This is a genomic window from Inquilinus sp. NPDC058860 (assembly GCF_042743185.1).
Lineage (GTDB): Bacteria > Pseudomonadota > Alphaproteobacteria > DSM-16000 > Inquilinaceae > Inquilinus.
Map to the genome: position 1 here is coordinate 48,334 of NZ_JBHYMS010000029.1, position 12,493 is coordinate 60,826.

Annotated in this window: 9 protein-coding genes; 4 read left to right on the top strand and 5 right to left on the bottom strand. The window is 71.3% G+C overall.

Going from position 1 to position 12,493, the window contains the following annotated elements:
- Positions 1–28 precede the first annotated feature (28 nt).
- The 4 genes from ACFW16_RS20185 to ACFW16_RS20200 all read left to right on the top strand — a co-directional run bounded on the left by ACFW16_RS20185 (position 29) and on the right by ACFW16_RS20200 (position 5,613).
- The gene (locus ACFW16_RS20185; RefSeq protein WP_380308266.1) at positions 29–1,642 is read left to right on the top strand and encodes a flavin monoamine oxidase family protein; all 1,614 of its coding nucleotides are present in this window, start codon (positions 29–31) and stop codon (positions 1,640–1,642) included.
- Between the two features lie 28 nt (positions 1,643–1,670).
- The gene (locus ACFW16_RS20190) at positions 1,671–3,461 is read left to right on the top strand and encodes a thiamine pyrophosphate-binding protein (protein ID WP_380308268.1); all 1,791 of its coding nucleotides are present in this window, start codon (positions 1,671–1,673) and stop codon (positions 3,459–3,461) included.
- 47 nt (positions 3,462–3,508) lie between these two features.
- Positions 3,509–4,537: a hypothetical protein gene (locus tag ACFW16_RS20195; RefSeq protein ID WP_380308270.1), complete on the top strand. Its 1,029-nt coding sequence runs from the start codon at positions 3,509–3,511 to the stop codon at positions 4,535–4,537.
- 350 nt (positions 4,538–4,887) lie between these two features.
- Entirely contained in the window at positions 4,888–5,613 is a 726-nt protein-coding gene (locus ACFW16_RS20200; protein WP_380308271.1) for a hypothetical protein, read from the top strand.
- 21 nt (positions 5,614–5,634) lie between these two features.
- Here the strand turns inward: ACFW16_RS20200 and ACFW16_RS20205 are convergent, their stop codons facing one another.
- The 5 genes from ACFW16_RS20205 to ACFW16_RS20225 are packed head-to-tail and all read right to left on the bottom strand — an operon-like array spanning position 5,635 to position 12,473.
- Positions 5,635–7,131: an aldehyde dehydrogenase family protein gene (locus ACFW16_RS20205; RefSeq protein ID WP_380308273.1), complete on the bottom strand. Its 1,497-nt coding sequence runs from the start codon at positions 7,129–7,131 to the stop codon at positions 5,635–5,637.
- A gap of 2 nt (positions 7,132–7,133) precedes the next feature.
- The gene (locus tag ACFW16_RS20210; protein WP_380308275.1) at positions 7,134–7,922 is read right to left on the bottom strand and encodes a creatininase family protein; all 789 of its coding nucleotides are present in this window, start codon (positions 7,920–7,922) and stop codon (positions 7,134–7,136) included.
- Positions 7,919–8,887, bottom strand: a complete 969-nt coding sequence (locus ACFW16_RS20215) for an ABC transporter permease (protein ID WP_380308277.1) — start codon at positions 8,885–8,887, stop codon at positions 7,919–7,921. The genes ACFW16_RS20210 and ACFW16_RS20215 overlap by 4 nt, the downstream gene beginning before the upstream one ends.
- Complete coding sequence (locus tag ACFW16_RS20220; RefSeq protein ID WP_380308279.1) at positions 8,887–9,906, bottom strand: Gfo/Idh/MocA family protein; 1,020 nt, start codon at positions 9,904–9,906, stop codon at positions 8,887–8,889. Before ACFW16_RS20220 ends, ACFW16_RS20215 begins: the two co-directional genes overlap by 1 nt.
- Positions 9,903–12,473: an ATP-binding cassette domain-containing protein gene (locus ACFW16_RS20225; RefSeq protein ID WP_380308281.1), complete on the bottom strand. Its 2,571-nt coding sequence runs from the start codon at positions 12,471–12,473 to the stop codon at positions 9,903–9,905. The genes ACFW16_RS20220 and ACFW16_RS20225 overlap by 4 nt, the downstream gene beginning before the upstream one ends.
- Positions 12,474–12,493: the final 20 nt, after the last annotated feature.

Genomic DNA, 12,493 nt, shown 5'->3' on the forward strand with positions numbered 1-12,493 from the left:
CCCCTTTCTTGCAGACGGAGTGATGATCATGGGCGCGGACATCGACGGCGTGATCGACTGTGCGATCATCGGCGGCGGCATGGGCGGCGTGTACAGCGCCTGGCGGCTGGCCACCGCGCCGGACTCCAGGATTCCGGCGGCGGACATCCACCTGTTCGAGATGAGCGACCGGATCGGCGGCCGGCTCGACACCGTCCGCCTGCCCGGCATGCCGCACGTGCCGGCCGAGCTGGGCGGCATGCGGATCATGACCTCGCAGCTGCTGGTCATGGGCCTGGTCCAGCGGCTGGGCTTCAAGACCGAGCCGTTCCCGATGGGCGGCAAGCAGAACCTGGCCTATCTGCGCAGCCACCGCTTCCAGGTCGGCCAGTATTCCGATGCTTCGACAGTGCCCTACTGGCTGACCGGGGAGGAGCGCGGCAAGTCGCCGTCGCAGCTGGTGGTGCGGGCGATCGAGACGGTCATCCCCGGCGCCAGCACGATGAGCAGCGAGCAGCTGCGCGCCGCCTGCGCCGCCGCCACCCTGAACGGCTTCCCGCTGCGCCAGCACGGCTTCTGGCAGGTGCTGCTGAACGCGCTGAGCGTCGAGGCCTACAACCTCGCCCTGGCCGGCGGCGGCTTCAACACGGTGCTGACCAACTGGAACGCCGCCGAGGCCATCCCCTGGTACATGGAGGACTGGTCGATCCCCCCGAACCAGACCCCCTATGTCCATCTGCCCGAGGGCTACGAGGCCCTGCCCCGGCGCCTGTGCGACGAGTTCGAGGCGGCCGGAGGCCGCGTCCATCTGCGGCGCGAGCTGATCGCCTTCAGCCGCCGGGGGGACGGGCTGTATGCCCTGACCCTCCACGATCACATCGCCGGGCACGACCGCGTCGTGCTGGCCCGCCGCCTGATCCTGGCGATGCCGCGCCGGTCGCTGGACCGCATCGCCGAGCACCCGCTGGACCAGGCCGGCCCGAGCGAGTTCTTCGCCAGGCCGGGCGTGGCCGAGCTGCTGGCCACCGTCACCGGCCAGGCGCTGTACAAGTTCGCCCTGGCCTATCCGCAGCCCTGGTGGCACCAGCTGGGCCTGACCTCGGGCGATTCCGTCACCGACCTGCCGCTGCGCCAGATCTACTATTTCGAGACCGAGGGCGACATGCCCGGCGGCGACCCGCGGAACCACAACTCGCTGCTGGTCGCGGCCTATACCGACGGCATCTCGGTCGACTACTGGGAGGGCGTCCGCCACAGCGGCCCCCGCTTCGAAGGCCGGACCAACCCCTTCGTCGCGGACGCGGAGGCGCGGCTGCCCGACATCTACGACGTCAGCGCGCTGATGGTGGCCGAGGCGCATCGCCAGCTGAAGGAGGTGCACGGGGTGGCCGACGCGCCGGAACCCTATGCCGCCGCCTTCCGCGATTGGGGCGACGACCCCTATGGCGGCGGCTGGCATTCCTGGAACATCGGCGTCGACACCGCGGCGGTGATGCCCCGCATCGTCAAGCCGGTGGCCGACGAGGAGGTCTATGTCTGCGGCGAATCCTACTCGACCTATCAGGGCTGGGTCGAAGGCGCGCTGCAGACCGCCGAGATGATGCTGACCGGGCATTTCGGCCTGGCCGCCGTCCCGACCGGCAGCTTCGCCTCCGCCGCCTGACGTCCCCCCGCCCCGGAAAGATCCCGCGATGCTGCAGCAGAGCACGACCTACTACCGCACAGTGACCGACCGGACGGTGTCGCAGCTGTTGCTCGACTACCTGAGGCTCGAGAATGTCCGATACCTGTTCGGCATTCCCGGCGGCGGCATCATGTATCTGCTGAACGAGCTGCGGCTGCGCGAGGACGAGTTCACCTACATCGTCTGCCGGCACGAGACCGGCGCCGCCTACATGGCGGACGGGTACCATCGCGTCACCGGGGGGCTGGGCGTGGTCCTGGCCACCACCGGCCCCGGCGCGGTCAATGCGCTGACCGGGGCGATGAACGCCCAGGCCGACCACTCCGCCGTCCTGACCATCACCGGCGAGGTGGCCGAGAGCTATTTCGGCAAGGGCTATCTGCAGCAGGGCATCGACGGCACGCTGAACGTCGACGCGGTCTACCAGGCCTCGGTGCAGTACAGCGCCATGATCGCCAGCCCCGACGATTTCGGCACCCTGTTCACCCAGGCGCTGCGCGACGCGCTGTCGATCCCGTTCCGCGCCACCCATATCAGCCTGCCGGTCGACGTCTCGAACGAGGCGCCCAGCCAGCCGGTCGCCTTCCCGGCGAGCTGGGAGAACTACCGCACCGTGCCGAAGGCCAGCGACCGCGCCCGCACCGGCCGCGCGCTGGACCTGCTGCTGGCGGCGAAGCGGCCGCTGATCATGCTCGGCAACGGCAACCGCTTCGCCCTGCAGGGCGAGCGGCGGGACAGGTTCATCGCCTTCGTCGAGCGCTTCGGCATCCCGGTGATGACCTCGCCCGACGGCAAGGCGCTGTTCCCGGAGACCCATCCGCTGTCGCTGCGCAACACCGGCCTGGCCGGCTGCATCTGGCCCAGCCTCTACATCTCCGCCGCCGGCGGCGGCCCGGCCTATGACGCGCTGATGGTGATGGGGTCGGTGCTGGGCAACCTCGCCACCGGCAACTGGAACCCGGCCCTGCTGCCGCAGGGGCCGTTCATCCAGGTCGATGCCGACCAGTCGGTGATCGGCCGCGTGTTCCCGATCGAGCTCGGCATCGTCAGCGAGCTGGGCCAGTTCATCGACGACCTGTGCGAGCTGGCGGCACAGCGCCGGCCGGACGAGGCCGCGGTGGCGGAGCGGAAGGGCTACATCCGCTGGATCCGGGACAACCACGACCCCTGGTACGACCCGGAGAAGCGCGACTCCCTGGCCAGCCCGATCCTGCCGCAATCGGCGATGCGGGTGATCAACGAGGTGGCCCCGGCCGGCAGCCACATCTTCATCGACTGCGCCAACTGCGTCGGCTGGTCGCTGAACGACCTGGCGATCGACCCGCCGACCCAGATCCATCTGTCGCTCGACACCGGGCCGCTCGGCTTCGGCGTCTGCGCGGTGGTCGGCGGCAAGCTCGGCGCGCCCGACCGGACCTGCATCGCGATCACCGGCGACGGCGCCTTCCTGATGCATGGCAGCGAGGTGTCGACCGCCGTGCGCTATGGCATCGGCGCGATCTGGATCGTCATGGACAACAACGACCTGGCCATGGTCAGCCAGGGCAACGCGCATTTCTTCCCGACGCCGCCCCAGCCCTCCTGGACCGACTACTACAAGCTGGGCGCACCCGACCTGGTCGCCTTCGCCACGGGGCTGGGCGCCATGACCTACACGGTGCACGACCCGCAGCAACTGCGCGCCGCCCTGACCAAGGCAATCGGCCAGGCCGAGCTGCTGCGGCGGCCGCAGGTGATCGTGCTGGAGATCGACCGGGCCGAGGTGCCGCCCTATTACCGCACCCCGCCGCAGGCCTGAGAATGCCGATTGCAGCCCGGGCCAAAATTCCGCGGAAGGACGCTTGAATGGTTGACAACACCGCCCGCATCACGGGCGTCGGTTTCGCGGTGCCGGAGCAGGTCCGGACCAACGATGCGCCGATCTTCGACTGGATCAAGGCGCACAACCCGCCCCATTCCGACCTGTTCAAGGGCTTCGAGCAGCGCCGGGTGCTGGCGTCGGGCGAGACCCTGGTCGCGCTGATGGCCGAGGCCGCCGCCGGCGCCCTGGCCGATGCCGGGCTGGCCGCCGGCGAGATCGACCTGCTGATCGGCGTCGCCTCGGTCTCCGACTACATCACCCCGAATTCGCTGGTGGCGCTGCATCGGACTCTGAGCCTGCCGTCGCGCTGCCAGGTGCTGCCGCTGGGCACCGAATACACCATCTTCAACGATGGCCTGGTGCTGGCCGAGGCCCTGATCCGCACCGGCCGCGGCCTGCGCAACGCCCTGGTGGTGTGCGGCTGCAACTGGAGCCGGCATGTCAGCTACCACGAGGCGACCTGCATCGGCGCCGGCGACGCCGCCGGCGCCGCGGTGATGGCGGTGACCGAGGCCCAGGACCGCTTCGCCCTGGTCGACGTGGTGACCGACACGGACACCGGCTTCTACGGGGCCATGCATCTGAGCGCCCGGCCGGTCGGCACGATCGATCCGCCGCCGCCCTATCTGGCGGAAAGCTTCACAACCCCGCTGATGTATTTCGGCGACGCGGCGGCCAAGGCCTTCCAGGAGTTCGGCGCCAAGGTTCCGCCGCGGATCGTCGACCGGCTGCTGCGACGCAACGGCTTGGCGGCCGACGAGATCACGCTGATCGCGCATCAGGGCTCCTCGGTGCTGAGCGAGACCTGGGGCAAGGCGATCCGGCCCGGCCAGTATCTGACGACGCTGCCCGAATATGCCAACATGACCTCGGCCTCGGTGCCGGTGACGCTGGCGGCCCGCTATCCCGAGATCGCCCGCGACAACCTGGTGCTGCTGACCGTCGGGATGCAGCAGCAGGCCTCGGCGGTGCTGCTGCGGCGGCGCTGCGCCCGGGGACAGGTCGCGGTCTGACCCGGTTTCGGGCACTCTTTCGGATCTCCATGGACGCGGGCTTCGATCGATGCGGTCGAAGCCGTCGTCGTTTCCGGCGGCCGCCGAGGCTTTGCCGCCGCACCAGTCATTCGCCGCCTCATCTTTGCGAATGGTGGTTCATATTCCAGTCACAGCACTGAACGTTGCTGCGACTATACAGGAACATAAGCTGATCCGCGCAATATTGCGTCAGATTCCCCGGATGATCGGCGGAATATTGTCGCATGACTGGACTGCCGGGCAGCAACGGGCCGATCGACGGCCGACAAAAGCTGGAGGCCTCCATGCATGACAGGATAACCCTTGGGGGAGAATCCCCCGCGGACCGGTTGGCGGAACTGTTCGATGCCATCGAGACCCGCGGCGTCGTCCCCGGCGCGTCGAGCCGGGCGATCGGCCCGGACGAGGCCGTCTTCCGCGCCATGTATCTGGACCTGGGCGCGGTCCGGGAGGCGCTTCGGGCGGCCGATCTCGCCCCCCGACTGGTGACCGTCTGCGCCGATGTGCTGCACATCCCCGACCGGTTCGACTGGCCTCTCCGCCGGACCGAGCTGGTGATCGTGGCCCGCCGGATCCAGTCGGACGGCTACGCCACCATCGCTCTCGACTATCGCGACGACACCACGGCGAGCCTGACGGTGTTCACCGACGCGGTGGACGGCCGGTTCCAGGCGATCGCCGCGACCGCCCCCGACGGGCCGCAGCCGGCGGCCTTCATCTTCGACGCCCCGCCCGCGACGGGCGGCGTGCGGATCCATGTCCCGGGCCGCGAGCCCGTCGAGACCGCGCTGGACTGCGCCCAGGACCTGCCGGCGCGCGCCGCGGCGGTCGTCGAGCAGGCGCTGCGGACCGAGCTCTCCTTCGCCTCGCTGCTCCGCGACCAGCACCCCGCCCTGGCCCAGGCGATGCTCGGTTGGATCAGGACCTGTTCCGGCGGTCTTCCCGGCATGGGCTGGGTGGCGGCGGAGCTCGGCAGCCTCGTGGCGTCGCAGGCCGGAACGGCAAGCCCGCCGCGCCTCGCCTGGACGAAGAACGCATGGGCCGCGGCCGGCTGACAGCGGCCGGCCGCATCCGCCTCACCGGCTACCGGCCGTGTCGATGGTCACGGTCTTCAGGTCCGACATCTCCAGCAGCGTGTGGCGGCCGCCGGTGCGTCCGATGCCGCTGCTGGTCCCGGCCGCGCCGCCGGCCGGGATGTGCATCTCCCAATACGGGCTCATCTCGTTGACGTTGACGATGCCGACCTTCAGCGCCTCGGCCCAGCGGAAGGCGTGGCGGATGGTCTGGGTGAACACTGCGGCGGACAGGCCGAGCCGGCTCCTGGCGACGATGCCGTGCGCCTCCTCCTCGTCGCGGAAGCGCAGCACCGGCACCACCGGGCCGAAGGTCTCGTCGACATTCAGCAGGCTGTCGGGCGACAGGTCGGCGATCACCGTCGGCTGGTAGTGCAGCCGCGTCGCCAGGCCCTCGGCGCGGCCGCCGCCGAACAGGATCGAGGCGCCGCGCTGCCGGGCATCGGCCAGGTGGGCGTCGACCTTCTGCGCGTTTGGCTCGTTGTTCAGCGGGCCCATGGTGGTGGCGGGGTCGAACGGGTCGCCCATCCGCACCGCCCGGGCGGCCGCGACCAGCTTCTCGACGAAGGCGTCGTGCACCGCGTCGGCCACCAGGATGCGCTCGGTCGAGGTGCAGATCTGGCCGGCGTTGGCGAAGCAGCCGGCAGCCGCCCGCGCCGCCGCAGTCTCAAGATCGGCATCGGCCAGGACGATGGTCGGGCCGTTGCCGCCCAGCTCCATCATGAGCGGCTTGCCGGCGCCGCGGGTGGCGATGATCCGCCCGGTCTCCGAGCTGCCGGTGAAGGCGACGGCATCGGTGCCGGGGTTGGACACGACCTCGTCGCCGACCTCCGGCCCGTCGCCGATCACCAGGTTGACGACGCCGTCCGGCACGCCGGCCTCGATCAGGCATTCCATCAGCTTCTCGGCGATGATCGAGGTGGTCGGCGCCGGCACCCAGACCATGGCGTTGCCGGTGGCGAGACCGGGGGCGAGGTAATAGATCGACGGCAGCGCCAGCGGGAAGTTCCAGGGCGTGACGATGCCGAACACGCCCTTGGGCTGCAGGAAGCTGAAGACGCGCTTGTTGCGGTCCTCGACCGGGAAGCACGCCGTCTCCAGCCACTTGATCTGCTCGCCGGCGCTGCGGAAGGCGGCGACCGCGGCGCCGACCTCGCCCAGCGCCTCGGCGTGGTAGGGCTTGCCCTGCTCCAAGCACAGGATTCGGGCCAGCGCCTCCCTGCGGCCCTCGATCACATCGGCGACGGCGAAGCACAGCTTCGCCCGGTCCCACACTGACAGACCGGCGATCTTCGGTTTCGCCGCATTCGCCGCGGCGATCGCCCGCTGCGCGTCGGCGCGGGTGCCGAGCGGCACGAAGCCGACCACCGCCCCGGTGGCCGGGCTGGTGACCTCCAGGAACTCGCCGGAACCCTCCTCCCAGCGCCCGCCGATGCGCATGCGGCTGACCGGGGCGCCGGAGGGCGCGGTGGTGACCTTCAGGCCCTTGATCGTCTTCATCGTCATCGTCTCGGCTGGAGAGTGGCGAAACCGTCGCGGAGGCGCAGCACCGCCGCCAGCGACCGGGTGACGGCGGCCTCGTAGAGCTTGGCCCCGGCCTCGGCGGTGGCGTCGGCGGGGCGGCCGATCACCCCGGTCGGGTTGATCTCCTCGAAGCCGCGCCAGACCGTGATCGGGCTGGGGGAATAGAGATGCGGGTCGGGCCAGCAGGAGGGCGTGCCGCCGGCCGGGATCGCCCCTTCCCGGGCCGAGCCCGGGAACAGGTGCAGCATCAGCGAGGTCTCCAGCGCACAGGCATGGCCGCAGCCCTGGTCGGCATCGGGCAGGATCGCCGCCGCGTCCTCGCGGATCAGGTCGAAATAGGAGAAGGCGGCGCTGCGCACGCCGTCGGCGCCGAGCTCCGACACCGCCACCTGCAGCGCGCCGCGGTTGCCGCCATGGCCGTTCAGCACGATCGGGAAGAAGCCGTCGCGGGCGAGCGACCGGCAGACGTCGACGACGACGGCGATGAAGGTCGACGGCCGCAGGCTGATCGTGCCCGGAAACGCCAGGTGATGCGCCGAGGAGCCGTAGGAGATCGGCTCCGCCACCCGGATCGACGAGTCGCGGCCGGCGACGCCGAGCGCCACAGCGGTGGCCAGCCAGATGTCGACGCCGGTGGCGAGATGCGGCCCGTGCTGCTCGACCGCGCCGGTCGGCACCAGCACGGCGCCGCGGGCCTTGCCGAGTTCGCCGAGCTCCGGCGACGGGCTCCAGGCCAGGCGGCCGGGTCCGGGGGTGAGGGGAATCATCCGATACGTCCTTCATCGAGGCGCAGGCGCAGCATCCGGATCCCGGCATCGGCGATCAGCGCCAGGACGATGATCGCGCCCTTGAACAGATCGATGCTGGACGGGTCCACGCCGAAGACGCGGAGGGCATTGGTCAGGAGGCTGACGATGACGGCGCCGACCACCACGCCGAACACCGTGCCGCGGCCGCCGAAGATGCTGGTGCCGCCCAGCACCGCCGCGGCGATGGCGTCGAGCAGCAGCGGCGTGCCGCCGAGATTGGGGGTGACGACCGGCACACGGCTGATCATCAGCACCGCGGTCAGGAAGGTGAAGATCGCGGCGACGACATAGGTCAGCAGCTGCTGCCGCGGCAGCGGCACGCCGGCCAGCTGCGCCGCGGCGGGGTCGGAGCCGATGGCGTAGGTGCGCAGGCCGAAGCGGGTCCAGCGCATCAGCCCCCAGGCGCCGACGGCGATCAGCCCGACCAGCAGCACGGAGTTCGGCACGCCGGCCGTCTGCCCGATGCCGATGTCCTTCAGCGTCGGGCTCTTCAGGATCAGCACACCCTTCTGCGCCGCCCACAGCGTCGCCCCCTGCACCGCCACCATGGTGGCCAGGGTGACGACGAAGGGCGGCACGCGCAGAGTGCCGACCAGGAGGCCGTTCAGCAGCCCGAGCAGCGCCATGGTGGCGAGGCCGGCCAGGAGGGCCAGGGCCAACGGGTCGCCCGCATCCAGCCGCCCCGCCATCACCACGCTGCAGAAGGCCACCGCCACCCCGGCCGAGAGGTCGATGCCCCCGGTCAGCAGCACCACGAAGGCGCCGAGCCCGAGCAACGCCACCGGCGTGGCCTGGGCCAGCACGTTGCGCAGGCTGCCGGGCGTCACCACCCGCGCATCGATCAGGCCGAACGCCGCCACCAGCAGGATCAGCAGCAAGAGCGGCGCGAGGTCGAGGGCGCGGCGGAGCCAGGGGGAGTCCATCAGCCGCGCCAGTCGGCGACCGCCTCGGGCTGGCCGCTGGCGACGCTGCGCCGGATCGCGTCGTTGACCGCGACGGCGCGCAGCGCCTCGGGCAGCGAGATGACGAAGGGTTTGTCCTCGCGCACCGCCTGCACGAAGTGGCGCAGCTCCTCATACAGGTCGCCCATGATCCGGCCGTTGACGGTCGGCCAGTGCAGCCCGTCCGGCAGGCTCCAGGCGCCGCTCGACAACACCCGCAGGCCGTGGTCGCGGACGTCGAGGTCGACCACACCCCTGGTGCCGATCACCTCGGTCCGGGCCCAGATGCCGGTCGGGATGTCGCTGGGCAGCGACCAGCCGAAATAGAGCTGGCCGACCATGCCGTTCGACATCTCGCAGGTGGTGAAGATCGCGTCCTCGGAGCGGACACCGAGGCTGGGCATCAGCTTCGAGACGGCGCGGGAATAGACCCGGGTGACGTCGGCGCCGCTGATCCATTGCAGCGCGTCGACATCGTGCACGCCGAGATAGAAGCAGACGCTGGAGGAGCCGTTCATGCGGGTGCCGATGTCGCGCACCGTGAACCGGCCGGAGCTGGCATGGATCGGGTCGCCGATCCTGCCGGCCCGCACCGCCTCCGCCGCCTGCACATAGCGCGGGTCGAAGCGCAGGATATGGGCCACCAGCAGGCGGCCGCCGCCCTTCTTCTCCGCCGCCGCCATGGCCAGCGCCGCCTCCAGCGTGTGCGCCATCGGCTTCTCGACCAGCACCGGCTTGCCGGCCTCCAAGAGGGCGCAGGTGACGTCCTGGTGCAGCGTGTCCGGCAGCGCCACGACATAGGCGTCGGCGGCATCGGCGGCCAGCGCCGCATCGATGTCGGCGAAATGCCGGGCGCCGTACTGATCGGCGGTCTTCCGGCCGAGCTCCGCCGACAGGTCGACGATCGCCGACAGGGTCGCCGTCTCCAGCCCGGCGATCGCCTGGGCGTGGAACTGCCCCATGAAGCCGGCGCCGACGATGGCCAATCTCATCCTGCTCATCCCGCTACCCTCTCCTGTGTCGTCGGGCGAGGCACCCCGGCGCCGCGGCCGAAGGCCAGCGCCATCACCTCGGTCTCGGTCGCCCCGCGCGGCAGCTCGCCGGCGGTGCGGCCCTCATGCATCACCACGATGCGGTCGGCGACGCCCAGCACCTCGGGCAGCTCGCTCGACACCATCAGGATCCCGGCGCCCTGCGCCTTCAGCTCGGCGATCAGGGCGTGCAGCTCCGACTTCGCGCCGACATCGACGCCGCGTGTCGGCTCGTCCAGCAGCAGCACCCGCGGGCGGGTGGCCAGCCACTTGCCGATCACCACCTTCTGCTGGTTGCCGCCGGAGAGATCGCCGACGCGCTTGCGCGGGTCGGGCGGGCGGACGCCGAGCTGCCGGATCAGCCGCCCGGCCTCGGCCGCCAGGGCCGAAGGCCGCACCAGGCCCAGCGCGGATCTGGCCCGGATCCAGGCCAAAGTGACGTTGTCCTGGACCGACATCGGCCCGACGAAGCCTTCGAGATGCCGGTCCTCCGGCACATAGGCGACGCCCAGCGCATTGGCCCGGCGGGCGTCGCCGGCCGGCAGCGCGGCGCCGCCGATCCGGATCGTCCCGGCGCGGTGGGCGGACAGGCCGGCGATGCAGCGCATCACCTCGGACCGGCCGCTGCCCATCAGCCCGGCCAGCGCCACCACCTCGCCGGCATGCACCGTCAGGCTGGCCGAGCGCAGCAGCCCGCCATCGGCGATGTCCTCGACCGCCACCAGCAGCGCGCCGCGCGGCACCGGCCGGTGCGGGAAGACGTTGCCGATGTCGCGGCCGACCATCATCCCGATCAGCGCCGGCTCGTCGAGGTCACGGATCGCGCGGTCGCCGACGAAGCGGCCGTCGCGCAGCACCACGGCCCGGTCGGCCAGGGTGAAGATCTCCTCCATCTTGTGCGAGATGTAGAGGATGGCGCAGCCGATCCCCTTCATCCGGCCGATCAGCTCGTACAGGCGGTCACGCTCGCGGGTGGAGAGCGCGCTGGTCGGCTCGTCCATGATCACCAGCCAGGCCTCGGACAGCATCGACTTGGCGATCTCGACCATCTGGCGCTGGCCGACGGTCAGGGTGCCGACCCGGGCGTCGGGCCGCAGGCCGAGGCCGAACTGGTCGATCACCTCCTGCGCCTTGCGCCGCATCTCGGCCCGGCGCAGGGCGATGCCGCCGGGCTCGCGGCCCAGGAACAGATTCTCGGCCACGGTCAGGTCCGGCACCAGGCTGAAATGCTGGTGGATCACGGCGATGCCGGCGGCCGCGGCCTCGGCCGGGGTGCGCAGCCGCACCGGGCGGCCGTCCAGGATCAGCCCGCCCTCGTCCGGCTGGTGCACGCCGGACAGGCACTTCACCAGGGTCGACTTGCCGGCGCCGTTCTCGCCCGCCAGCGCCACCACCTCGCCGGCGCGGATGTCGAAGGCCACGCCCTCCAGCGCCTTGACGCCGGGGAACAGCTTGCCGAGGCCGACGATGCGCAGCTCGTGCCGATCCAGCCGGCGCGGCACGGCCTGGGCCGCCTCCTCCGCCGTGTGGGCGGCGCGGCTGCGGCGGCGCCACTTCGCCACGGTCGCAGCCAGCCGGTCGCGCTGGCTCAGCAGCACCGCGAACAGCACCAGCCCGCCGGTGACGATGTAGATCGCCTGCTGCGGCACCTGCAGGAAGGACAGGCCGGTGTTGATGGCGCCGAGCAGCAGCGCGCCCAAGGCCGTGCCGGTGACGCTGCCCTCGCCGCCCGACAGCTTGGTGCCGCCGACGATGGCGGCGGTGATCGCCGCGAACTCCAGCCCGGCGCCGGCCAGCGGCTGGGCCGAGCCGAGCCGGCCGATGATCACGATGGCGCCGAGCCCGGCCGACGCGCCGGCCAGGACATAGGTCAGGGTCTGAACCGTGCGGACCGGGATCAGCGAGGCCCGGGCCGCGTCGGCGTTGCCGCCGACCGCGAAGATCCAGCGGCCGAGCACGGTGCGGTGCAGCAGCCCCCACCAGCCGGCGAGCAGCAGGGCCGCCAGCAGCAGCGAGGCGGGGACGCCGAGGATGTCGGCGCTGCCGGCCCACAGCAGGACCGGGCTGTCGACCGGGATGCTGGAGGCGCCGGACAGGCTGAGCGCCGCCCCCTTTCCCGCCGCCAGCGTCGCCAGGGTGGCGATGAAGGGGCTGATGCCGACGGCGCTGATCAGCAGGCCGTTGACCAGCCCGACGGCGCCGCCGGCGGCCAGCGCCGCCAGGATGCCGAGCAGCGGCGACCCGGTGGCGCCATAGGCCTGGGCGGCGACGATGCCGGCGATCGCGAGCGTGCTGCCGACCGAGATGTCGATGCCGCGGGCGATGATCACCGCGGTCATGGCGAAGCCGACGATGGCGATCACCGCGGTCTGCTGGCCGATCGAGACGAGGTTGGCGAAGGACAGGAAGCCGGGTCCGGCCAGGCCGAAGCCGACCAGCACCAGCAGGATCAGCCCGGCCAGCACCAGGTCGTTGCCGAAGCCCGCGCCGGCCAGCGACAGGCGCCGCGCCGCGGCGGCATCCGTCTTCGGTGCCATGGCCCGCTTCCTGTCCTTCG